Here is a 22,857-nt window from a genome sequence, read left to right on the forward strand (position 1 = left end):
GAGGCGTAGCCGAGCCTCGCGCAGGTGCATACAAGTGGAGCCACCATGAGCGAGGCGCGCAAGGTCCCGCGGCAGCGGCGGTCCAGGGAGACGGTGGATACGCTGCTCGAGGCGGCCGCGCAGATGTTCACCCGGGAGGGGCTGACGACGACGACCAATCGGATCGCCGAGCGGGCGGGGCTGTCGGTGGGGACGTTGTATCAGTACTTCCCGAACAAACACGCGCTGTTAGGGGCGATCGCCGAGCGACACCTGGCGGAGTCGGCCGAGCGGCTCGAGGCGGTGTTCACCGAACTACGCACCACGCGACCGGATTTCGAGGACACCATGCGGTCAATCCTCGAGGCTGTGGTCGAGCTGCACCGTGACCGGCCGGCACTGCACGCCCTGTTGCACCGGGTCGCACCGCGGATGCCGGGCGAAGCGGCCGCGCTGCAAGCTTTCGAGGATCATCTCGCCGCCGAGGTCGCCTTCCATCTCGAACGGTGCGGCCGTGGCGGCGCGGACCCGCGGTATCTCGCTCAGACCCTGGTGCACACCATCGACGCACACCTGCACCGCGTGCTGACCCGGCACCGGCTCGACACCGATGCGCTGATGACGCTGGCGCGGCAGATCGCTGCCGCGCCGGCCGATCAGCCGTCAGTGTGAGTGCGAAACCTCCTCCAGCACACCGATGAGCGTGTCCCGCAGATGCCTGATACCTGGATCTTCGATCGGAAAATGCCCGCAGCCGTCCAGGAGGACGAGTCGTGTCTGCGCCGCGATCCGGTGGAGAAATCGGATGCTCAGTTCGGGCGGGGTCCAGCGATCGGCCGCAGGATGTGCCAGGGTGAGCGGCGTCGTAGTCGAATCCGGCGGTGTGTGCGTGAAGTCGAGGAAATCGGCGAGGAACCCCAGCGGTACCCGAACGCCGCCGCCCTTCGGATCCGCAGCGCACAGCCGCGACAGCTCGGGATCCAGGCTCATGTTGCCCATATCGACCAGCCACTTGATCGGCACCCGGAGCCCGCCCGCCAGCGGCCGCACCGACCGCAGCACCGTCGGTGCGGCGCCACCGGTGAACGACCAACGCACCGCCGCCCGCCGCGCGGCCGGATCGGCCGGATCCAGGAGACAGGTCGCCACCACATGGGCAACCGCTCCGGTGCGGGCGGCGACCTCATAGGCGAGCATCCCGCCCATGCTGGCGCCGAACACGATCAACGGCCTCGGATCGGATGCAGTTTCCGCGCAAACGAACTCGCACAGCAGCTCGATCCAGTCGGTGTAGCGCACCGAATGCGGGTCGGGCACCACGGTATCGCCATAGAGGGGCATATCGATCGCCATTGTGTCGACCCCGGCCTGTGCGGCGAGCGCCGCGATCGGCCACACCAGCCCGGCGTGCCCGCCGGCTCCGTGCACCGCCAGCACCCGCACCGATGCCTCCGGCACCCTTGCGCGAGCGACATGCACCCGATGCCCGCGCCACGACCACCACGTCGATTCCGGGGCGGTCAGGGATTCTGCGCGGTAACCGGCGGGAAGGAACTGGGCGTATCTGCGGTAGTCCATGCACCAAGCCTGCGGCTCACGACAGCGGCCCACAACTCGCGTTCCACTCCCGGCACGGCCTGCCAGAAATAGCCTTTGAACTGCAACGATGGTTTCGCGCACCTTATGCCGAGCGAGCTGCTCGCATTCGTGGCGGCCGAGCGCAACTTCAGCGCGCGCCTCGTCGGACTGGTGAGCCGAGCCGCTCACTGCCCCATGATGTATTCCACCGACGGCCCGGCCGTCCATCCGCCGTCGACGGCGAGTTCGGCGCCGGTGGTGTAGGAGGCGGCGTCGCTGAGCAGATAGGTGACGGCGCCGACGAGTTCCTCGGCCCGGCCCACCCGCTGGAAAGGGTTGTTGGGGAAGGCGCCCGGTTCGGGGCTGATGCCGGTGGGGGCGGTCATCGGGGTGTAGATCATGCCGGGATGGACGGAGTTGAGGCGAATGTTCTCCCGCCCCAGCTCCACCGCCGCCACCTTGGTGAGGCCACGCACACCCCATTTCGCCGCACCGTATCCGCCGGTCAAGGCCATACCGATGAGGCCGGCCGCCGAGGAGATGTTGACGATCGAGCCGCCACCCGCCGCGCGCATGGCGGGCACCGCGGTGTGGATGCCGGTGAACACCGACACCAGGTTGATCTGAATGATGCGCTGGAAGGTGTCGAGCGGCTCGTCGGCGACGGTCTGGCCGGACGCGGAGATGCCTGCATTGTTGACCAGTCCGTTCAGCTTGCCGAACGCGGCGACGGTGGCGTCCACGGCGGCCTGCCAGTCGGCCGGATCGGTCACATCGAGGTGCACATAGCCGGCCTGGTCGCCGAGCGAGGCGGCCACCGCCGCGCCTTCCTCGTCGAGCAGGTCGCCGATCATCACCTGACCACCCGCGGCCACGACGCCGCGCGCGAATGCTGCACCGAGCCCACGCGCGCCACCGGTGACCAGGACGACTTTGTCAGCGAGATTCATGGGGATTCCTTTCGTTTCGCGGTGCGGATCCGGCACCGCTCGGGGTTTCGGTGCGCCCGAACATGGCGCGGGCGACGGCGGCGGCCGCCGCGGCCGACGACAGCCCGTCGCGCACCATGTGGGTCATGCCCGCGATGACGAACAGCACCGCCTGACCGCAGGCCACGGTGGTGGCGACGGCGGCTTCGTCGGCGCCGATCCGGCGGGCGATGCCGGGCCGGATGACCGCGGCGGTCTCGTAGCTGGCCTCGAGCCACACCCGCCGCAGGGCCGGGTCGGCGAAGACGGTCGCCATGATCGCGCGCGATCGCTCGTCGCCGGTGTCGGCGAAGGTGCGTTCGAAGGCGTGCACGAGTACGTCGGCGAAGGTGTCGGCCTCGGGCCTGGCGTCGATGGCGCGGGCGAAGGCGTGGTTGCCGTCGTCGAACATCGGGCGCAGGCTGTCTTCTTTGGTCGGGAAATAGCGGTAGAAGCTGCGTTCGGCGAGCCCGGCCGCAGCGGCCAGTTCCGCGACTGTCGGCGACGACCCACCCGCGCGGACGAACAGGTCCGCGCACGTGCGGGAGATTTCCACCAGGACTTCTGGTTCCAGTGGCTTGCGTGCCATAAGCCCAGCCTACGCCTTAGTGGCAGAAACTGCCGTTATCCGTCTACTGAGTGGGAGAGGCCCCCAACTTCCAGATGCGCAGCGCGAGGTGGAGGTCGAGTCGGCGGGTGCTGTCGAGCCAGTCCTCGCCGAGCAGATCGGCGATGCGGGCCAGCCGCTGCCGCACCGTGTTGCGGTGGATGAACAACCGGGCGGCCGTGTCGGCCAGTGCGGCATGGGTTTCCAGGTAGGCCCAGGCGGTCTCGGTGAGCGCGGTCCCGTGGTCGCGGTCATAGGCGAGCAGCGGCGCGATTTCGCCGAGTGGCTCGTACTCGGCGCCGAGCTTGCCCGCCGCGTCGAGCAGCAGGCCGACGGCACCGAGCCTGGCCCCGTCGAGACTCTGGCCCGCGCGGCCCAGCAGGACCAGCGTCGACAGCGCGCGTTCGGCCTGCCGGTGGGTGGCGGCGACGGCGTCGAGCCCCGCGGCCGGCCCGGCGTAACCGAGGGTGGCGAGCACACCGTGCGCCGCGAACTCCCCTTCCAGAGCGGCGACGGCGTGCTGCCCGGCAGCGACGAGCACACAGAAATGCCCGCCGTGCTCGGCCACCAGCGCCGGACTCGCCCCGAGGGCACGCCGGATGTGCGCATCGACGCGCCGGTGATCGGCGCCGTGCACATCGATGACGATGCTGGTCAGCCGATCGCCCGGCCGGAGCCCGAAGCGCGCAGCACGCCGTTGCCACTGCTCGAGATCGACCACACGTCCGGAGAGGATGTCGTCGAGCACCTCGAACTGCTGGCGCTGCGCGGAATCGTGGGCAGCCTGGTCGAACAGGCGCAGCACGGTCAGGAAGATCGCCAGCCGCTCGAGTAGCCCACCCTGCCCCGCGGGAATCGATCCGGCCAGGACCAACGTCGCCAGATGGGTGCCGCCGGCCTTGGCGGGCACCAGGGTGCGGTCTCGCAGGGCCCGGGGTTTGCCGGTGGCGATCACGCCGGCGAACTCCGTGCCGTTGGCCTGCTCGGCGATCGCGTCGACCCACGCGTGGTCGCCGGGATGGGCGGCAAGCACACCGCCGGCGGGGTCGAGCACCACCGCGGGCGCCGCGAGCACCTGATGCGCGAGTTCGGCGAATCCGTCCAGTCCGCGTCCGCCGACCACGGTTTCGATCAGCCGCTCATCCAGCGCGATCACGTCCTGGAGCTGGCGCACCCGGCTGACGTGGAGGTCCTGCTCGGACGCGAGATCATCGAGCGCACTGGTGATCTCGGTGAATCGTTCGGCGTTGTCCAGCGCGACGGCGGCGTGTTTGCCGACCGTGTCGATGAGATCGATCAGGGTGCTGGGATAGCTGCGCGGCGACCGGTCCGCGATCAACAGCGCGCCGATCACGCTGCCGTGCAGATTCAGCGGCACCCCGAGGATCGCGCGCACACCTTCGGCGCGGACGATGGCGTCGATGTGCGGCAAGTGCACGATGCCGGGATCGGCGAGATAGTCGGCCGACTGATACGGCGACAGTCCGGCCGCGGCCTTGCCGAGCACGCCGGTGCCGATCGGCATCCGGATGGTCCGGTAGGCCTGGGTGATCACACCGTCGGACTTGCGGATATAGGTCTCGCGGGTGCGGTAGTCGTTGAGGCTGATGTAGGCCATATCGCTGCCGGTCAGCAGCCGGGTGCGCCGCACGATGGCGGCCAATACCGCCTCCACGTCGCGGATTCCGGTCAGGTCGGTCGCGGTGTCGTGCAAGACCCGCAACAGCTCTTCGCGTTCGCGCCGTTCGGCCAGCCTGCGGTGGATGCCGCGCGCGGCCGCTGCGGTGGCCTCGGTGATCTCGTGCCGCCGCAACGCCTCGGTGAGCCGGGCGTCGAGTTCGGCCTCGGAGATGCCGGCATCGATGTCTTCCAACAACGACATATCCATAGCCGACCCCTTTCTATATGCGCGGCGCACACCTACCTTCTGAATGAATGTACGTTCCGGTCATATACAGGTGGTGACCGCGGCCATATCGTGGAATCGCTCGCCCGCACCCGGCACCGCCGGGTCCATCACGACGTCAGGGAGCCGATGAAGATCACCGGAGCAGTCCTCGAGGAATCCGGCCGGGCCCGGCCGTTCGCACAATCGCGGCCGATCACCGTGGGAGAGGTCGAACTCAGCCCGCCCGGACCCACCGAACTGCTGGTCCGCATCGAGGCGGCGGGCGTCTGCCATTCGGATCTGAGTGTGGTCGACGGCAACCGCCTGCGTCCGACGCCGATGCTGCTCGGTCACGAGGCGGCGGGCATCGTGGAGGCCACCGGCGACGCCGTGACAGACCTGGCCCCTGGTCAGCGGGTGGTGATGTCGTTCCTGCCGCGCTGCGAACAATGCGAGGCTTGCGCCGAGGACGGGCGGCTGCCGTGTTCGGCGGGCACTCTCACCAACAATGCGGGCGAGTTGTTGCACCATACGCGGCACCTGACCCGTGACGGCGAAACCCTGCACCACCACCTCGGTGTCTCCGGTTTCGCCACCCACGCCGTGATCGACCGCGCCTCGGCGGTGCCGGTCGACGCCGATATCCCGCCGGATATCGCCGCGGTCCTCGGCTGCGCGGTACTCACCGGCGGCGGCGCGGTGTTGAATGTGGCCGACCCGGCGCCGTCGGATTCGGTGATGGTGGTCGGGCTCGGCGGGGTGGGTATGGCGGCGGTGATCACCGCGAAGGCACAGCACGTGCGGCAGATCATCGCCGTGGACACGGTGGCGGACAAGCTCGAGCAGGCCAAGGCGCTCGGCGCGACCGAGGTCTACACCCCCGAGCAGGTCGCCGAGAACGGGATCAAGGCCCGCTACGTCATCGAATGCGCCGGTCATCCGCGCGCCTTCGAAACCGCTTTCGCCGCAACCCGATCGGGCGGCACCACGATCACCGTCGGCCTGCCCGCCCCGGCGGCGCGGGCCTCGATCTCGCCGTTGACCATCACCGCCGAAGCACGCACCGTGGTGGGCAGCTATCTCGGTTCGGCTGTCCCGTCGCGCGATATCCCGCGGTATGCGCAGATGTGGCGGGAGGGCAGATTGCCGGTGGACAAGCTCATTTCGTCACGAATCGCCTTGACCGAGATCAACGAGGCGATGGACCTGCTCGCCGACGGGTTGGCGATCCGCCAGGTCATCATGTTCGACGGGACCGAGCGGGTGAAGGCATGATCGCCGCCGACCGAGTGCTGAAAGACCTACCCACCGGGCATTTCATCGACGGCCACTGGACCGATGACGCCGCCACCCTCGCCGTCGACAACCCCGCCACCGCCACCACCCTCACCCACGTCGCCGACGCCGATCCGGCCACCGGCCGCGCCGCCCTCGACGCCGCCGTGCGCGCCCAAGCCGGCTGGGCCGAGACCGACCCACGTGCTCGCGCCGACATCCTGATGGCCGCGTTCGCCCTGTTGCACGAACGGGCCGAACAGTTCGCCACCCTGATCACCCTGGAGATGGGCAAACCCCTCGCCGAAGCGCGCGGCGAAGTCGCCTACGGCGCCGAATTCTTGCGCTGGTTCGCCGAACAGGGCGTGCGCGCCGCGGGCAGCTTCCAGCGCGCTCCGTCCGGCGGCAACCGGATCATGACGCTGAAACAGCCCGTTGGCCCGGTTTTCGCCATCACGCCGTGGAATTTCCCGCTCGCCATGGGCACCCGCAAGATCGCGCCCGCGCTCGCGGCGGGGTGCACGGTGGTGATCAAACCCGCGCCGCAGACACCGTTGACCACCCTGGCCCTGATGACGGTGCTCGACGAGGCCGGGCTGCCGCCGGGTGTGGTGAACTGCGTGACGACCTCGGCCGCGCCGCAACTGTCGCATCCACTCATCACCGATCCGCGGCTGCGCAAGCTGACCTTCACCGGCTCCACCGCCGTCGGCCGCGCGCTCACCGCGCAGGCCGCCGAGCGGATGCTGCGGGTATCGATGGAATTGGGCGGCAACGCGCCGTTCGTGGTGCTCGCCTCCGCGGATCTCGATCGCGCGGTCGCCGGAGCCGTGGCCGCCAAGATGCGCAATAACGGCGAAGCCTGCACGGCCGCGAATCGGTTCCTGGTCCACGAATCGCTGGCCGAGGAATTCGGCCGGCGGCTGGCCGATGCCCTGGCGGGGCTGACGGTCGGCAACGGCCTGGATGCCGACACCGACGTCGGACCGCTCATCGACGCCGCCGCCGTCGCCAAGGTGAACGCGCTGGTCGACGATGCCGTCGACCGCGGTGCCCGGGTGCTCACCGGCGGCAAGGCCCTCCCGGGCCCCGGCTACTTCGTCGAACCGACCGTGCTCACCGATCTCGATCCGGCCTCGGCGATCCTGCGCGAGGAGATCTTCGGACCCGTCGCCCCGATCCGCACCTTCGCCACCACCGACGAGGCCGTGGCCATGGCCAACGACACCGACGCCGGTCTCATCGGCTACGTCTTCGCCGAGAACATCGGCGAAGCGCTCACCGTTTCCGAGCGGCTGGAGACCGGGATGATCGGCCTCAACTCCGGCGTCGTCTCCAATCCCGCCGCGCCGTTCGGCGGTGTGAAGTCCTCGGGTCTGGGGCGGGAAGGTGGCGTCGAGGGTCTCGAGGAGTACTTGGAAACCAAGTACATCGGGATTGCGCTGTGAGCTGATTGATCACCACGGCACCGGGTAAGCGGGGAGCATGTCCCCTGTGATCGAGGACCATTTCGTGCTGCCCCGCCCCCGCGGCCCGCTGTCGGAGGCCGTCATGCGGACCTTGCGCGGGCAGCCGGGCAACCCGGTGCCGCCTGCCGGCCATGTCGATCCGTACAGCGATGACCTGCACCTGGCCCTGCATACCTGCTATGAGCTGCACTATCACGGCTTCGACGGGGTGGATCCGGACTGGGAATGGGATCCGGGGCTGCTGCGGCTGCGTGCCGAACTCGAGCGGGCCTGGTCGGAGGCGCTACACGATGACGTCCCCGGCGGCGACGACCTCGACGGAGAACTCGAGTATCTGCTCACCGCACCGGTGGACGCCCCGGGTGTGGCCAGGCATCTGCACGAACATCCCGATTGGACACACCTGCGTGAATACTTCGTGCACCGCTCGATCTACCACCACAAGGAAGCCGACCCGTATGCCTGGGTGATTCCGCGGCTGCGGGGCCAGGCCAAGGCATCGCTGGTGGCGGTGGAGTTCGACGAGTTCGGCGGCGGGCGCGGCGAGCGAGTTCATGCCCGGCTGTTCGCCGACCTCCTCGAAGGAGCCGGCCTGGATTCCGGCTACCTGCACTATCTCGACGCGGTGCCAACGCCGATGATCGCGCTGGTCAACACGATGTCGCTGTTCGGGCTGCACCGGAAGTGGCGCGGGGCGCTGGTCGGGCACTTCGCCACCGTGGAGATCACCTCACCGCCGGGATCTGCGCGGCTGGTGCAGATCTTGGAACAGATGGGCGCCGATCCGGCCTGTGTGCTGTTCTACCGCGAGCATGTCGAGGCCGACGCGGTCCACGAGCAGGTCATGCGTGACGGCGTCATCGGCGATCTGGCGGCCCGCGAACCCGCCCTTGTTCCGTCTATCGTCTTCGGCATCCAGGCGACGAATCTGCTCGAGGATCGCTTCGGTGATCATGTGGTGGATAGCTGGCGCGCCGGGCGCAGTTCGCTGCTCGATCCATCGGTCCTGCCGAGCGCGCCGACGACCAGCGAGAATGACCCGGCGTAAACGGGATATCCCCCTCGCATGAGACTCATCAGCGCCCCCGGCGTCTACCGCCCCCAGGCCGACTCGTGGCTGCTCGCCCGCGCCATGACCGAGGCCGGCCTGGCACCCGGCGGGCGGGTGCTCGACCTGTGCACCGGCACCGGCGCCGTCGCGATCGCCGCCGCCAAGGCCGGCGCCGCCTCGGTGACCGCGGTCGACATCTCGCGCGCGGCCGTGCTCTCGGCCTGGCTCAACATCCGGCTGCGCAGGCTGGCCGTGGAGCTGGTGCACGGTGACTTCCGCACCGTCATGCACAACCGCCGGTTCGATGTGGTGCTGGCGAACCCGCCGTATGTTCCGGTCGCCGACGGTGCCAGGTCCCGGTTGGGCGCACAGGCGTGGGACGCCGGCCATCACGGCCGGGACCTGCTCGACCCGCTGTGCGCCCGGCTGCCGAGTCTGCTGGACCTCAATGGCGTCGCCCTGCTGGTGCAGTCGGCGATCAGCGGACCGAATATCACGGTGTCGCGGTTGAAGGCCGGCGGATTGAAGGCGGCCGTGGTGGCCCGCACACACATCCCGTTCGGGCCCGTCATGCGCTCGCGGGCACAGTGGCTGGCCGAGCAGGGACTCATCGAACCCGGTCAGCGACATGAGGAACTGGTGGTGATTCGTGCCGACCGAACCAAGCCCTGAGCCCACCCGCGTGCGGTTCACCGCAGACGGCCCCGCGCTCGTCGACGGCCCCGTCGAACTGACCACCGCCGATGGACGCACCGTGCGCTCGGACAGATTTCAAGTCGCGATCTGCCTGTGCAAACGGTCCAAGTGCTACCCGTTGTGCGACACGAGCCATCGCAGGCACCGGCGGGAGTGACCTGTCGCCCATCTTCACGGCGGTGATCTCGTGGTCGGCGCGACATCGTCGGCGCGCTGATCGCGAGCGACACCGCCTGTCCGGGCGCTCACGCGGCCGGGACATCACCGGTCGGGCCGAGCCGACGCCGTTGTCGAGCTGTCCTGCTCCGACCGGCATTCATGCGGTTCCCCCCGGGGGCCGGTGCCGTTTTCTCGACAACCGGCCCTGCCTACAGTCGCGTAATTCCCTGTCCGACCGGCGCGAAACCGACGTTCGCGCCGGCTTCACCCGCGTCGAGCCGCGGTCTTCCGGCGATTGGTCTTCTCGATGGCGTCGATCAATTCGGACTTGGTCATCTTCCAGCGGCCGGTGATCTCCAGCCGTCCCGCGACGTTGATCAGGTGCTTTTTGGTCGCGTTGGCGTTCACGCCCTCGGCGGTGTCGCCCTTCGCGTTCGGCCCGCCGCTCGCGGCCCGTTCGTCGGAGGGTCCGCGGCGTTCCTTCGGCTCCCAATGGTCGCCGACCTTCTCATAGCTGTGCTTGAGCGCGCTGTAGGCCACCCGGTGCGCGCGGGATTCGCTGCCGTACTCCTCGAGCGCGGCGTCGTGGGCCTTGGCGAAGGTTCGCTGCGCCTTCTCACTCGAGCGCGCCACCGTGCTCGGCAACTCCGAGCGCTTGGCCTCGCCACGTGCGGTTGTCTTCGGCATCGCAGAGCTCCTTCCTGAGCTTCCGGCGTCCGGCCGGGCGTCGCCGGCCGACCGCTCCGCTATCGATGACGTACCCGGTGCACCACCGCCGAATCGCCGGGCCGCGGCGTTACGGTGATCGGTGAGCCCGGTTCGAGGTCCTCGACCGCTTGCATGAGCGGGTTCGCTGCGGGTACGCCGCAACCAGGTCCCCGGACCATCGCAGGTGAACACAGAGGAACGCTATGCCGGTACGTCGCACACACTCCACGGGCAATGCCCGGCCGCGGCGTCCGGGCCATCGTCGCGGCTCCACGCCCGCGGGCGCCGATCACGACACCTGGAACTGGCATGCCCGGGCCGAGACCCCCACGCAGCGGCTGGACCGCAATTGGGCGCATCTGCTGCAGGAGCTGCGGGTATTGCAGACCGGCGTGCAATTGCTGACCGGTTTCCTGATGATCCTGCCGTTCCAGTCCTCGTTCGATGCGCTCGATTCCGGTATGCGAGCGGTGTATCTGGTCACCGCGGGCGCGGCGGTGGGCGGCACCATCTTCCTGGTGGCTCCGGTCTCCTGGCATCGGCTGCTGTTCCGCAGGCACCGGTTGCAGACCATCGTCACCGCGGCGCACCGGTGCACGCTGGCCGGTCTGGCACTGCTCGGGGTGGCGATGTGCGGGGTGACGACGCTGATCGTCGATGTGGTCGTCGGGCCGGTCGCTGCCATCGTCACCGGAGTGGCGACAGCGGTGGTGTTCGTCGTGGTGTGGCTGGTGGCGCCGATGCGCAGGCGGTTGAGCGTGATGCGGGGCGACGCCGCTCCGCGCAACGGTCGCCGGGCTGCCTCGTAGACCAGCAACGGACCCGGCGCGCATACGTCCCGGAGGGGTGCGGGGCGTGGCGACGCCGGGTCCGGATCAGCCGCTAGCGGCTGCGACCGTCGGGTGGGCGGCGGTCAGTGGCCGCCATGGCTGTGCTGCCCACCGCGTGCCTTCGCTTCGGTCGGCTGAGCTTGGGCGCCCTTGCGACCGGCCTGGCTCGGATCGGCGGCGTTGCGCTCGCCGAAGCTACCCGTGCTGGCCTGGCCGCCGCGGCGGGCCTGCTCCTCCGTGTCCGGACGATTGCCGAACTGCCCAGGATTCTTGGAGTCTGCCATCTCGTACTCCTTTCTGGTCTGAGACCGTCACCGGCCTCGAGGGGTGCGATTCCCGGTCCGTCACGGACTAATCGCCGATGCCCCGACTTTTTCTCACCGATCTCCACCGGCGAACCGGTTGTCCGGCACCAGGTCTCGCGGCCGACGAATGACCTGCGCGGATACGGGTAGCCCGGCATCATGCGCGCGCTCACCGTGGATCCGGCCCGCCCAGAATCACTGCGCCTGGACGAGCTGCCCGACCCCGAACCCGGCCCGGGCGAACTTCTGGTCGATGGACTCGCGGTAGGTGTGTGCGGCACCGACCGGGACATCGCCGACGGCGCCTACGGCACGCCGCCACCGGGCAAAGACCGGCTGATCCTCGGCCATGAATCCCTCGGCCGGGTCCGCAGCGCACCGGACGGCTCGGATTTCTCCGCCGGAGATCTCGTCGTCGGAGTCGTGCGCCGCCCCGACCCGGTGCCGTGCGAGGCCTGCGCCCGCGGCGAATTCGACAACTGCCGCAACGGCCGCTACACCGAACGCGGCATCAAGGAGCTCGACGGGTACGGCGCCGAACAGTGGTGTGTGGACCCGGAATACGCGGTGACGCTGGATCCGCGGCTGGCGCGGGTCGGCGTGCTACTGGAACCGGCCAGCGTGGTCGCCAAGGCCTGGGAGCAGGTCGAACGCATCGGTGAGCGCGGCTGGTTCGCGCCGTCGCGGGTGCTGGTAACCGGTGCCGGGCCGATCGGGCTGCTCGCCGCCCTGCTCGGCAGCCGGCGCGGCCTCGACGTGCACGTGCTCGATCGGGTCGAGCACGGCGCGAAACCGCGCCTGGTCCGCGATCTCGGCGCCACCTACCACCACGGCGACGCCGCCGCGGTCGCCGAGAGCCTGCGCCCCGACATCATCATCGAGGCCACCGGCGCGAATCAGGTGGTCTTCGCCGCCATGGGCAATACCGCCCCGTTCGGGGTGGTGTGCCTGACCGGAGTGTCGCCGGTGGGCCGGTTGATCGAGGTCGACGCCGGCGCTGTGCACCGCGACATCGTGCTGGAAAACGACGTGGTGGTCGGCTCCGTCAATGCCAACCTGCGCCACTACCGTCTCGCCGCCGACGCACTCGCCGCCGCCGACCCGGCCTGGCTCGACGGCCTCATCACCCGCCGCCTGCCACTGACGAAGTTCGCCGATGCGTTCACCCCCGACCCCGATGACGTGAAGGTCGTCATCGCCCTCGATGAGCACTGACCGCTGAGAAAGGACATCACCATGGGCTTTCCCGAACAGCAGCAAAAGGTCCCCGGCATCCAGTCGCAGATGCAGCCGCGCCCGGACTGCGGGGAGGACAGCTACCGCGGCTCGGGCAAGATGACCGGTAAGGCCGCCGTCGTCACCGGCGCCGACAGCGGAATCGGCCGGGCGGTCGCCATCGCCTTCGCCCGCGAGGGCGCCGATGTGCTCATCTCCTATCTGGACGAGCACGAGGACGCGCAGGAGGTGGCGCAGCTGGTGGAGCAAGCGGGCCGTCGCGCCGAGCTGGTGCCGGGCGATCTGGCCGATCCCGATCACTGCCGCACCGTCATCGAGCACGCCGTGCGCGAATTCGGGCACATCGATGTGCTGGTCAGCAATGCCGCCTACCAGATGACCCACGAAACCCTGGAGGAGATCAGCGCCGAGGAATTCGACTACACCTTCCGCGTCAACGTCGGCGCCTACTTCCATCTGGTCAAGGCCGCGGTCCCGCATATGCCGCCGGGCTCGTCGATCATCGGCAGCTCCTCGGTCAATTCCGATATGCCCTCCCCGACGCTGGCCCCCTACGCCGCGACCAAGGCGGCGATCGCCAACTTCTCGGCCAGCCTCGCCCAACTGCTGGGCGACAAGGGAATCCGGGTCAACAGCGTGGCGCCCGGCCCGATCTGGACGCCGCTCATCCCGTCGACCATGCCGGTGGAGAAGGTCACCGCCTTCGGCGACGACGTCCCCCTCGGCCGCGCCGGCCAGCCCGCCGAACTGGCCGCCGCCTACGTCTTATTGGCCTGTGACGACGGCAGCTACATCTCCGGTGCCCGCCTCGCCGTCACCGGCGGCAGGCCCATCCTCTGACTCCTGCGGCCCACTGAGAAACGTTCGCCGCAAGGCGGATTCGGTGTGCCGCAACCAGAGCGCCTGGACCGGGGCGACCGGTGGCTGATCGATCGGGCGGACCACTGTCTGCCCGTGGTGGTAGGTGCCCGGTTCGGCGGTGACGAAGGCGAAGCAGTCGGTGCCGATCACGGCGGTCGTCGGCGCCGTGCCCTGGATGTGGTTGACGACGACGGACGGCTCGAACCCGGCGCGCCGGCAGATCGACAGCAGATAATCGGCATAGAAGGACGTACCGGGCGGGCCCCACACGATGAGCCGTTCACCGGCGAGCTGATCCATCCGCAGCGAAGTGTGCGCAGCCAGCGGATGAGCGGCGGCCACAGCCACATGCAACGGCGTGTAGGCGATGACGGCGGCGGCGACGTCCTCGGGCGTTGTGGCGCCGCGCCGCAACGCCACGTCGGCCGCCCCCTCGCGCAGCGCGGCGACCAGTTCGTCGGGGAAACACTGGCGCGCGGTGATCGACGCGTCCGGGAAGGCCGCGCGGACACCGGCGGTCAGATCGAATACTTCCTCGGATGAGATCGCGGGGGTGTGGGCGATCACCAGCTGCGCGCGCTCGCCATGCGCGGACTGTCTGGTCGACCGGGCCAGCGCGGCCGCCGCGTCGATCACCGGCCTGGCCCCCGCGTGCAGCGCCGCACCCGCCGCGGTCAGCGAGATCCGACGGCCCGAACGGTGCAGCAGCCGCACCCCGAGATCGCGTTCGAGGGTCTTGATGGTGCTGCTCACCGCCTGCTGAGTGAGATGCAGTTCGGCCGCGGCCCGGCTCATGTTCATGTGCTCGGCGACGGCAAGGAACTGGCGGAGTCGGCGGGGGTCGAGCACGTCATCAGGCATCCTGCCAGGCTAACAAGTGTTGCTTGTGAAACTACGGCGAAGATCTGTTTTTCATTTGTCACGTTCGGTCATAGCGTCGGTGTCGACACCACTTCCCGAACAAGTGAGGACACCACGATGACCGACAAACTGGCCGGCAAATCCGCCATCGTCGCCGCGGGCGCGAAGAACCTGGGCGGCCTGATCAGCACCACCCTCGCCGAACAGGGCGCCGACATTCTGGTGCACTACAACAGCGCGAGCACCGAGGCCGACGCCGAGAAGACCGTGGCCGCGGTCGAAGCCGCGGGCGCGAAAGCGATCACCTTCCAGGGCGATCTCACTGTGCCCGCGACGGTGACCGCGATGTTCGACGCCGCTGTCGCAGCTTTCGGCACGGTCGACATCGCGGTGAACACCGTCGGCAAGGTGTTGCGTAAACCGATCATCGACGTCACCGAGGCCGAGTACGACTCGATGTTCGACATCAACGCCAAGGCCGCCTATTTCTTCTTGCAGGAGGCGGGCAAGCGGCTCGCCGACGGCGGACGCATCGTCACCGTCGTCACCTCGCTGCTGGCCGCGTTCACCGATGGCTACTCCACCTACGCCGGAGCGAAAAGTCCGGTCGAGCACTTCACCCGCGCCGCTGCCAAGGAGTTCGCCGCGCGCGGCATCGCGGTCAACAATGTGGCACCGGGCCCGATGGACACCCCGTTCTTCTATCCGCAGGAAACTCCCGAGCGCGTGGAGTTCCACAAGTCGCAGGCGATGGGCGGACGGCTGACCCGCATCGAGGACATCGCGCCGCTGGTGGAATTCCTCGTCACCGACGGTGGCTGGGTCACCGGGCAGACCATCTTCGCCAACGGCGGCTACACCACCCGCTGATCCGGCGCCCCGGTAGCGGTGGGTAAGAGCCGTCGCAGCACATCGGTGATGGTGATCAGCCCGACCGGTTCGCCGGTCGGGCCGCCGGTCACCACCGCCAGATGGGTACGGGTTTCGCGCATGGTGCGCAGCGCCTCGTAAATGGGCATGGTCGCCGACAGGGTCAGCACCGGGCGCATCAGCTCGGCCGCCGTGGCCTCCGGTGTGGCGGTGAGGCTGTCGCGCACGTGCACGACCCCGCGGAAACCGTCACCGTCACGCACCAGCAGCCGCAGGTGGCCGGTAGTGCGAGACATCGCTCGGATCGCCTCCCGATGTGCGTCGGGTGCGACCGCATCGGGGTCGGCCTCCCGGCGCATGAGGTCGCCGACGGACAGTTGTTCCAGCTCGAGCGCGCTGATCAGGTTGCCGCGATAACGTTCGTCGAGGGTGCCTGCGGTAGCCGAATGTTCGACGAGATGACGCAATGCCGCCGGGTCCTGCCCGGAATCCACTTCGTCGACCGGCGTCACCCCGACGCGGCGCAGGCACCGGTTCGCCATCTGATTCAGCAGTTTCAGCAGCGGCCTGGTGACCGCCATGAAGGCGCGCATCGGAATCGCCAGCACCGTGGCCGAACGCTCGGGATGCGCGATCGCCCACGACTTGGGCGCCATCTCCCCCACCACCAGATGCAGGAAGGTGACGATCACCAGGGCCAGCACGAACCCGGCGGCATCGGCGGCCAACAACGGCGCGCCGAGACGCTCGAACAACGGCGTGAGCCAGTGGTGCACGGCAGGTTTGGTGACCGCGCCCAGCGCCAGCGTGCAGACGGTGATGCCGAGTTGCGAACCCGCGAGCAACACCGACAGTTCCGACGAACTGCGCAGTGCGGCGCGGGCGGCGGAGCTGGTCGCGGCGGCGTCTTCGAGGCGGTGCCGCCGCGCCGCGATCAGCGCGAACTCGACCGCGACGAAGAAGGCGCTGGCCGCGATCAAGGCGGTTGTGACAGCCGCGACAACCCATGGATTACTCATCCTCGGCCGCCTTCCGCTCGATCCGCAGATTCACGAACACCGACGCGGGCACATGCTTGGCCACCGCCCTGACCTCCGCCCGCACAGTGCGCTCGACCGAACCGTGCTCATCGATGTAGTCGGCGCCGCTGGGTTCGAGCGCGATCTCTATCCGAGTGCCCGGATCCGGAAGGCCGCCGTATGCGGAAATGACGAGCCCGGCGATCGTTTCGTAGTCACCGGCGGGCAGCTCGACGTCGAGCACGCGCTCGACCTCGTCCAGGTGCACATCACCCGCGACGAGCCAGCCATCGGACTCGGCGACGATGGCGGTATCGGGGCCGATGTCGTGTTCGTCGGCGATCTCACCGACCAGTTCCTCGGCGATGTCCTCGATCGTCACGATGCCGGCGAAACCACCGTATTCGTCGACTACCAGCGCCATCTCGTCGCCGGCCGCATCCAGCTGCGCGACGACCTCGGGTAAGGCCAGGGAGCCGGGAACCACGACCGCCTCGCGCAGGTGCTGAGCGGCGGTCCCCTCGGCGGAGCCGTCGAGCAGGTCGTGCAGGTGGATGATGCCGCGCAGGTCGTCACTCGAGGTCCCGACAACCGGGTACCGGGTATGGCCGGTACCCATGCGGGCCAGTACGTCGTCGACCGGGTCGTCGATGTGCACGGTGTCGACACGCGAACGCGGGATCATGGCGTGCTCGGCATCGGCGGTCGGGAAGTCCAGGATCCGGTCGAGTAGCGTCGACAATTCGTGCGGCAGTTCGCCGGCGTCCCGCGAGGTGGCGACGATGTGCTCGAGGTCGCGCGGAGTGGCCGAGTGCTCCACGTCGTGCACCGGTTCGATCCGCAGTGCGCGCAGCAACAGATTCGACGACTGGTCGAACAACCGGATCAGCCAGCCGAACAGCTTCAGATAGACCGTGGTGGACATGGCAAGCCGGCGCGCCACCGGTTCGGGCCTGGCGATGGCGAGGTTCTTCGGGAACAGCTCACCGAAGAGCATTTGCACAAGTGTGGAGAACGCGATCGCCAGCACCGCGCCGACCGCGATGCCGGCACCCGCGGGCACCCCGGTCCCGCCGAGCAATTCGCCGAGCCCGCGCCCGATCAACGGTTCGGCGACGTAACCGACGAGCAGGCCGGTGACGGTGATGCCGAGCTGGGCGCCGGAGAGCATGAACGAGGTCCGACGGGTGACGCCGAGCGCCCGTTCCGCCGATCTGTCACCGGCTTCGGCGCGCGCTTTCAATCGGGACCGATCGACGGCCATGTACGCGAATTCCTGGGCGACGAAGTAGCCGGTGAGCGCGGTGATGAGCAGGACGACGAGGATGCCGAGCGCGATGCCGGCGACGGTCAGCATTGCCGCTGCCCCGGTCTCGGGGGGTCGTCAGGGGGCGGGCCGGGTTTTCGGCCCTTGCGCGATGCGCGTTTCATGCGTGTCTCTCCGTGGCTGGAACGACATGTGGACAAGGCGCCCGGTCGGTGCCGGGCGGGCCGCCCGATCGGGTGCCCAACGATATCGGCGGTAGGACGGGAAGCGTATGACCGACGCGTTCGGGTTCGCGGAAATGCTGCGGGCCGCATGGTTTGACACGCTCGGCGAGCCCACCCCGGCCGCGACGACTTTCAGGACCGCACAGATTCCTCGGCGTCCTCGGAAGCGGCAGCGTCGGGTTCGGTGGAATTCCGGCTCGCCAGCATTCGCTTGCCCACCTCGATGACGATCGGCAGCACCGACACCGCCACGATCAGCAGGAAGATCAGGTCGATATTGTCGCGGACCACCGCGATCTGGCCGAGCAGATAACCCAGATAGGTGACGCCCGCACCCCACAGCACGCCGCCGACGACGTTGTAGAGGGCGAAGACCGGATAACGCATGCCGGAGGCACCGGCGACCACCGGCGCGAAGGTGCGCACAATGGGCACGAAGCGGGCCAGCACAATGGTGATCGGCCCGTGCTTCTCGAAGAACGCGTGCGACTCGTCGATGTACTTCTTCTTGAACAGCCGGGCATCGTCGTTCTTGAACAGCGCGGTGCCGCCGCGTGCTCCGATGAGATACCCGACCTGATCACCAGCGATGGCAGCCAGCGGAATCAGGATCAGCAACAACCAGATCGGCGCGAACGGCTCGATCTCGGTGGATTTCGAGGCGGCGATGAGTCCGGCCGTGAACAGCAGCGAATCGCCGGGAAGCAGCGGGAACAGCAGCCCGGATTCGATGAACACGACAGCCAGCAGGCCGACCAGCATCCAGGTACCGAAGGAGTTCAGCAGGTTCACCGGGTCGAGGAATCCCGGCAGCAGCGCCAGGTGGGTGATCGACTCGGCCGACAGGTAAGTGCTCATCGAGATCCCACAGTAACACGCGCAACTGTATGGTTCGGGTAACTCATGACGCTCCACACAGGCCGGGACCCGGCACGCGCTGTATCGTGTGACCGCCGCGCGAAAGGAGGCCCATGCCCGACACTCTGGTCCGCATCGGCGAATTGGCCGCCCGCGCGGGAGTCAGCAACCGGACCATCGACTACTACACCGGACTCGGCCTGCTCACCCCCGCCGAACGTACCGGGGGCGGCTACCGCCTCTACCACCCCCGCGACGTCGACCGCATCCACCTCATCCAGCGCCTGGAGGCCCAGGGCATCCCCCTCGACGAGATCGCGGCGGCTCTTCGAGCCCGGCCCCGCGACACCGCCGAAACCCTCGCCCAGCTCGACGGCGACCTCAAGAACCTCCAGACCGCCGCCGAATCCGCCCCCGCCGAAATCCAGGGCCTGCTCAACATCATCGCCGCGCGCGTGCACTCCCTGGTCTCGGTCGCGATAGAAATCCAGCCCACCCTCCCGCTGCTGTGAGCAGCCGACGGCCCGCGCATCGCACGGGCTGTGCGCCGGTCAGAAGACCGGCCGGAAATGCTCGACGGTCGGGAACGGGTCGTAGAAGTGGTGCAGCAGCACCTTCCACCGCTGATAATCCGGCGACTGCCGGAAGCCGACGGCATGGTCTTCGAGCCGATCCCATTCGACGAGCAGCAGGTAGGTACCGGGCGATTCGATCGACCGCGAGAGCGTGAGCTTGCCGAAGCCCGGCATCGCCGCGATGATCTCGCGGGCTTGTGCGAAAGCGGCTTCGAAATCGGCGTCACGACCGGGGAGAACATTCAAGAGAGCGTGTTCGATCACCATGGGGGCATCTTCGCAGGCGTGACAGTCGACCATGCAACCGAAGATCCTGACCTCCGACGTGGTGATCACCATGGGTTGCGGCGCCGCCTGCCCGTGCTTCCCCGGCGTCAGCTGCCGCAATTGGGTGCTCGACAATCCCGCGGGCAAGGACATCGAGGCGGTTCGCCCGATTCGCGACGAGATCCGAGCCCACGCCGAACTACTGATCGCCGAACTCCTGCTGGCGCACAACCTGATCGACGGCGCCGAGCCCGCGGCCGCGCGGAGCTCCGGATCCGAGCCACTGCCGTGGGCACCGGTCGATCTGTGCACGCTCCCGACAGCCGAACAGCCGCTGCGGGAAGCGGAGCTCGAAGCCCTGTTCGCCACCGCGCTGACCTCCATCGAACGCGTCTCCCCACGCACGCCCGCATGACCCTACGAGGCGGTCGCCGAGAAATCCGCGCGCGAACTCGCCGCCCGCGAGTCAGCCTGCTGCTCATTCTTCACGTTCGAGTTCACCACGGCCGGAACCGATTCCATCCAGCTGGGTATCGAGGTTCCGTCCGCTCAGTTACCCGTACTCGACGGATTGGTCACCCGAGCCCAGCGGGTGTCGGCGCCCTGATCGCGCCGTGGACCGGCGCGGTGCACCCCACACCGGATCGGCGCCGACACGAGTGAAGGGCAGGCGCACACACGCCAGCCCTTCACCTACAGCACTCGGCCTAGAACACGAGGCCCGCGACGAAAAACGAGGATCCGCCCGAGCGGGACCATCACGTCGCCGAGCACGCTACCCACTCCTGGCAGGAGCACCGTTGCCCCCTATCGGTCGGTTGTCGAACGATCGAGCCGTTGGTGCAGCTCGAACACTGTAGCCCCGCGACTCGGATAGAGCTCCAATGGCCGCATGCGTCGGCGGTTCCGGCTCGGCAGGAACCCACCCCCTACGGCCCCGCGCCGAGACGCTGCTCGGCGCCGTCGGGAGCTTCCCGCACAGCGGGAATCGTCGGCCGGTGACGCCGATCCGGCCGTAGCGTGTGCTGCGTCACGCGCACGTCCGCCCGCGGACGGGCAGCGGCCTGGCCGCAACGGGCATAAGAGCAGTTCACGCGGCGGGTTCTCCGCCGGAGGGTGCCGTCCTGCGGTCCGACGCCGAGCGCGCGTCCACAGCGCTCATACCAGAAGAAGGAGTACACCATTGCGCACCCGTTCCGCACCCGCCCCAACGGTTGGTGACACCACCGTCGACCTGCTGGTCGTCGGCGCAGGCACCGGTATGGCCGCCGCCTTGACGGCGAACGAGCTGGGGCTGTCCACCCTCATCATCGAGAAGACCGAATATGTGGGCGGTTCGACGGCGCGCTCCGGTGGCGCGTTCTGGCTGCCCGACAACCCGATCCTGCGGCAAGCGGGCGCCGGTGATTCGCAGGAACGCGCCGAGACCTACCTGCGTGCCGTGGTCGGTGATTCTGCCCCGGCCGAACGCGGCAAGGCGTTCGTCGACAATTCCGCCGCGACCGTCGAGATGATGCAGCGTTTGACGCCGATGAAGTTCTTCTGGGCCGAAGGCTATTCGGATTACCATCCGGAACTTCCGGGTGGGTCCGCGATCGGACGCACCTGCGAATGCCGACCGTTCAACGCGTCGGTGCTCCGCGCCGAACGCCGACGGCTGCGCCCCGGCCTGATGGAAGCTCCCGTGCCGATGCCCACCACCGGCGCTGACTACAAGTGGATGAACCTGGTGGCGAGGGTGCCCAGCAAGGGCGTTCCCCGCATCCTCAAGCGGCTCGCGCAGGGCGTCGGCGGTCTGGCGCTGCGCCGCGAGTACATGGCGGGCGGTCAGGCGCTGGCGGCCGGCCTGTTCGCCGGTGTGGTGCGTGCGGGGATCCCGGTCTGGACCGAGACCAGCCTGGTCCGCCTCATCACCGAGGGTGATCGCGTCACCGGCGCCGTCGTCGCCCACGATGGCCGGGAAGTCACCGTGACCGCCCGTCGTGGTGTGGTGCTCGCCGCCGGCGGCTTCGACCACGATATGGCGATGCGGCACAAGTACCAGTCCGAGCGGCTCGGCGAGCATGAGAGCCTCGGCGCCGAAGGAAACACCGGTGATGGGATCCGGGTCGCCCAGGAGACCGGCGCGACGACCGGGTTGATGGATCAGGCCTGGTGGTTCCCGGCGGTGGCGGCGCTGCCGGGCGGAGCACCGACGGTGATGCTGGCCGAGCGTTCGCTGCCCGGCTCGTTCATCGTCGACCAGACGGGGCGCCGGTTCATCAACGAGTCCATCGATTACATGTCGTACGGGCAGCGCATCCTCGAGCGTGAGCGTGCGGGCGATCCTGTGGAGTCCGCGTGGATCGTGTTCGATCAGAAGTACCGCAACAGCTACATCTTCGCGGCCGGGTTGTTTCCGCGCCAGCCGCTGCCGCAGTCGTGGTACGAGGCCGGAATCGCCCACAAGGCCGACGACCCGGCCGAGCTCGCCCGCAAGATCGGCGTACCGGAGCACACGTTCGCCGAGACGTTCCGCCGTTTCAATGAGGACGCGATGACCGGCACCGACAGCGAGTTCCAGCGTGGGCAAAGCGCATACGACCGCTACTACGGTGATCCCACCATCCAGCCGAATCCGAATTTGCGGCCGCTGACCAGCGGACCGTTCTACGCGGTGAAGACGACCTTGAGCGATCTCGGCACCTGCGGCGGGGTTCTCGCCGACGAACGCGCGCGCGTGCTGCGTGAGGACGGCTCCGCCATCGAGGGCCTGTACGCCATCGGCAACACCGCCGCCAATGTCTTCGGCCGCACCTACCCGGGAGCGGGCGCGACGATCGGCCAGGGACTCGTATTCGGTTACATCGCAGCACGAGACGCGGCCGGCCAGTCGTAGCAGCGCCCATCTCGATGTAAAGATATTTCGCCGCCCGGTCATTACGACCTGGGCGGCGAAATGTTTTTCGGACGCATAAATCCCCAGAAACGACGAAGGCCCCCGACCGTGGTCGGGGGCCTTCGTGAAAGGATGTTCCGGCGGTGTCCTACTCTCCCACACCCTGTCGAGTGCAGTACCATCGGCGCAGGTGGCCTTAGCTTCCGGGTTCGGAATGGGACCGGGCGTTTCCCCACCGCTATAGCCGCCGTAACTCTATGAAACTATCCACGCCAGCGCGCCCCCGCACCGGGGCAAGCGAGCATGCGTGTGTTGTTTCAGATACTGCACAGTGGACGCGTAGCTTCTTTGTTGGTAAGTCCTCGGCCTATTAGTACCAGTCACCTCCACCCGTTACCGGGCTTCCAGTTCTGGCCTATCAACCCCAT

At 68.4% G+C, this 22,857-nt stretch carries 23 protein-coding genes, 1 rRNA gene and 1 pseudogene; 13 read left to right on the forward strand and 12 right to left on the reverse strand.

Going from position 1 to position 22,857, the window contains the following annotated elements; all coding sequences use genetic code 11:
* Window positions 1–45: 45 nt before the first annotated feature.
* Window positions 46–651, forward strand: a complete 606-nt coding sequence (locus GV790_RS08845) for a TetR/AcrR family transcriptional regulator (protein WP_163812412.1) — start codon at window positions 46–48, stop codon at window positions 649–651.
* On the opposite strand, the gene GV790_RS08850 is transcribed toward GV790_RS08845, so the two are convergent.
* The 4 genes from GV790_RS08850 to GV790_RS08865 form a co-directional block, all read right to left on the reverse strand.
* Window positions 643–1,557 carry an alpha/beta hydrolase gene (locus GV790_RS08850; protein ID WP_163812414.1) on the reverse strand — a complete coding sequence of 305 codons (915 nt, stop codon included), beginning with the start codon at window positions 1,555–1,557 and terminating at the stop codon, window positions 643–645. The genes GV790_RS08845 and GV790_RS08850 overlap by 9 nt on opposite strands.
* Window positions 1,558–1,742: 185 nt before the next feature.
* Window positions 1,743–2,507 (reverse strand): glucose 1-dehydrogenase, encoded by a 765-nt coding sequence (locus GV790_RS08855; protein ID WP_175585832.1) that lies wholly within the window; start codon window positions 2,505–2,507, stop codon window positions 1,743–1,745.
* Window positions 2,494–3,114 (reverse strand): TetR/AcrR family transcriptional regulator, encoded by a 621-nt coding sequence (locus GV790_RS08860; protein ID WP_163812416.1) that lies wholly within the window; start codon window positions 3,112–3,114, stop codon window positions 2,494–2,496. Before GV790_RS08860 ends, GV790_RS08855 begins: the two co-directional genes overlap by 14 nt.
* Window positions 3,115–3,157: 43 nt before the next feature.
* A complete protein-coding gene (locus tag GV790_RS08865) occupies window positions 3,158–5,020 on the reverse strand; it encodes a helix-turn-helix domain-containing protein (RefSeq protein WP_163812418.1) in 1,863 nt (620 codons plus the stop codon).
* A 147-nt stretch (window positions 5,021–5,167) separates the two neighbouring features.
* Between GV790_RS08865 and GV790_RS08870 the strand changes: the two genes are divergently transcribed.
* The 5 genes from GV790_RS08870 to GV790_RS08890 are packed head-to-tail and all read left to right on the forward strand — an operon-like array spanning window position 5,168 to window position 9,668.
* Window positions 5,168–6,295 (forward strand): alcohol dehydrogenase catalytic domain-containing protein, encoded by a 1,128-nt coding sequence (locus tag GV790_RS08870; protein WP_163812419.1) that lies wholly within the window; start codon window positions 5,168–5,170, stop codon window positions 6,293–6,295.
* Window positions 6,292–7,743, forward strand: coding sequence for an NAD-dependent succinate-semialdehyde dehydrogenase (locus tag GV790_RS08875; RefSeq protein ID WP_163812421.1), 1,452 nt, complete (start codon window positions 6,292–6,294; stop codon window positions 7,741–7,743). Before GV790_RS08870 ends, GV790_RS08875 begins: the two co-directional genes overlap by 4 nt.
* A gap of 37 nt (window positions 7,744–7,780) precedes the next feature.
* On the forward strand, window positions 7,781–8,812 hold the full coding sequence (locus GV790_RS08880) for an iron-containing redox enzyme family protein (RefSeq protein WP_163812423.1): 1,032 nt from the start codon (window positions 7,781–7,783) through the stop codon (window positions 8,810–8,812).
* 18 nt (window positions 8,813–8,830) lie between these two features.
* Window positions 8,831–9,487 (forward strand): HemK2/MTQ2 family protein methyltransferase, encoded by a 657-nt coding sequence (locus tag GV790_RS08885; RefSeq protein WP_163812425.1) that lies wholly within the window; start codon window positions 8,831–8,833, stop codon window positions 9,485–9,487.
* Window positions 9,488–9,497: 10 nt separating this feature from the next.
* Window positions 9,498–9,668, forward strand: coding sequence for a CDGSH iron-sulfur domain-containing protein (locus tag GV790_RS08890; protein WP_163812427.1), 171 nt, complete (start codon window positions 9,498–9,500; stop codon window positions 9,666–9,668).
* A gap of 266 nt (window positions 9,669–9,934) precedes the next feature.
* Here GV790_RS08890 and GV790_RS08895 read toward each other — a convergent pair whose 3' ends face one another.
* The gene (locus tag GV790_RS08895; RefSeq protein WP_163812429.1) at window positions 9,935–10,357 is read right to left on the reverse strand and encodes a ChaB family protein; all 423 of its coding nucleotides are present in this window, start codon (window positions 10,355–10,357) and stop codon (window positions 9,935–9,937) included.
* A 224-nt stretch (window positions 10,358–10,581) separates the two neighbouring features.
* Here GV790_RS08895 and GV790_RS31025 point away from each other — a divergent pair, with 224 nt between their 5' ends.
* Window positions 10,582–11,187, forward strand: coding sequence for a DUF6328 family protein (locus GV790_RS31025; RefSeq protein WP_228806454.1), 606 nt, complete (start codon window positions 10,582–10,584; stop codon window positions 11,185–11,187).
* A 104-nt stretch (window positions 11,188–11,291) separates the two neighbouring features.
* Here the strand turns inward: GV790_RS31025 and GV790_RS08905 are convergent, their stop codons facing one another.
* On the reverse strand, window positions 11,292–11,492 hold the full coding sequence (locus GV790_RS08905; RefSeq protein WP_163812432.1) for a hypothetical protein: 201 nt from the start codon (window positions 11,490–11,492) through the stop codon (window positions 11,292–11,294).
* Window positions 11,493–11,672: 180 nt separating this feature from the next.
* On the opposite strand from GV790_RS08905, the gene GV790_RS08910 reads away from it, so the two are divergent.
* The gene (locus GV790_RS08910) at window positions 11,673–12,728 is read left to right on the forward strand and encodes a glucose 1-dehydrogenase (protein ID WP_163812434.1); all 1,056 of its coding nucleotides are present in this window, start codon (window positions 11,673–11,675) and stop codon (window positions 12,726–12,728) included.
* Window positions 12,729–12,749: 21 nt separating this feature from the next.
* Entirely contained in the window at window positions 12,750–13,589 is an 840-nt protein-coding gene (locus GV790_RS08915; protein ID WP_163812436.1) for an SDR family oxidoreductase, read from the forward strand.
* On the opposite strand, the gene GV790_RS08920 is transcribed toward GV790_RS08915, so the two are convergent.
* Window positions 13,515–14,471, reverse strand: coding sequence for a LysR family transcriptional regulator (locus GV790_RS08920; protein ID WP_163812438.1), 957 nt, complete (start codon window positions 14,469–14,471; stop codon window positions 13,515–13,517). The genes GV790_RS08915 and GV790_RS08920 overlap by 75 nt on opposite strands.
* 117 nt (window positions 14,472–14,588) lie before the next feature.
* On the opposite strand from GV790_RS08920, the gene GV790_RS08925 reads away from it, so the two are divergent.
* Complete coding sequence (locus tag GV790_RS08925; RefSeq protein WP_163812440.1) at window positions 14,589–15,341, forward strand: SDR family oxidoreductase; 753 nt, start codon at window positions 14,589–14,591, stop codon at window positions 15,339–15,341.
* On the opposite strand, the gene GV790_RS08930 is transcribed toward GV790_RS08925, so the two are convergent.
* The 3 genes from GV790_RS08930 to GV790_RS08940 all read right to left on the reverse strand — a co-directional run bounded on the left by GV790_RS08930 (window position 15,326) and on the right by GV790_RS08940 (window position 18,709).
* The gene (locus GV790_RS08930; RefSeq protein WP_163812443.1) at window positions 15,326–16,360 is read right to left on the reverse strand and encodes a hemolysin family protein; all 1,035 of its coding nucleotides are present in this window, start codon (window positions 16,358–16,360) and stop codon (window positions 15,326–15,328) included. The genes GV790_RS08925 and GV790_RS08930 overlap by 16 nt on opposite strands.
* Window positions 16,353–17,717, reverse strand: coding sequence for a hemolysin family protein (locus tag GV790_RS08935; protein WP_163812445.1), 1,365 nt, complete (start codon window positions 17,715–17,717; stop codon window positions 16,353–16,355). Before GV790_RS08935 ends, GV790_RS08930 begins: the two co-directional genes overlap by 8 nt.
* 266 nt (window positions 17,718–17,983) lie before the next feature.
* Window positions 17,984–18,709, reverse strand: a complete 726-nt coding sequence (locus GV790_RS08940; protein WP_163812447.1) for a VTT domain-containing protein — start codon at window positions 18,707–18,709, stop codon at window positions 17,984–17,986.
* Window positions 18,710–18,822: 113 nt separating this feature from the next.
* Here GV790_RS08940 and GV790_RS08945 point away from each other — a divergent pair, with 113 nt between their 5' ends.
* Window positions 18,823–19,221: a helix-turn-helix domain-containing protein gene (locus tag GV790_RS08945; protein WP_163812449.1), complete on the forward strand. Its 399-nt coding sequence runs from the start codon at window positions 18,823–18,825 to the stop codon at window positions 19,219–19,221.
* A gap of 39 nt (window positions 19,222–19,260) precedes the next feature.
* Here the strand turns inward: GV790_RS08945 and GV790_RS08950 are convergent, their stop codons facing one another.
* On the reverse strand, window positions 19,261–19,551 hold the full coding sequence (locus tag GV790_RS08950) for an antibiotic biosynthesis monooxygenase family protein (RefSeq protein WP_163812451.1): 291 nt from the start codon (window positions 19,549–19,551) through the stop codon (window positions 19,261–19,263).
* 25 nt (window positions 19,552–19,576) lie between these two features.
* On the opposite strand from GV790_RS08950, the pseudogene GV790_RS08955 reads away from it, so the two are divergent.
* A pseudogene (locus GV790_RS08955) lies at window positions 19,577–19,771 on the forward strand (heat-shock protein HtpX); the annotation flags it as partial.
* Window positions 19,772–20,734: 963 nt separating this feature from the next.
* Entirely contained in the window at window positions 20,735–22,429 is a 1,695-nt protein-coding gene (locus tag GV790_RS08965; RefSeq protein ID WP_163812453.1) for a 3-ketosteroid-delta-1-dehydrogenase, read from the forward strand.
* A 135-nt stretch (window positions 22,430–22,564) separates the two neighbouring features.
* On the opposite strand, the gene rrf is transcribed toward GV790_RS08965, so the two are convergent.
* Window positions 22,565–22,681, reverse strand: a 5S ribosomal RNA gene (rrf, locus tag GV790_RS08970).
* Window positions 22,682–22,857: the final 176 nt, after the last annotated feature.

The organism is Nocardia cyriacigeorgica (assembly GCF_010858045.1).
In the GTDB taxonomy this organism is placed as follows: Bacteria; Actinomycetota; Actinomycetes; order Mycobacteriales; family Mycobacteriaceae; genus Nocardia; species Nocardia cyriacigeorgica_E.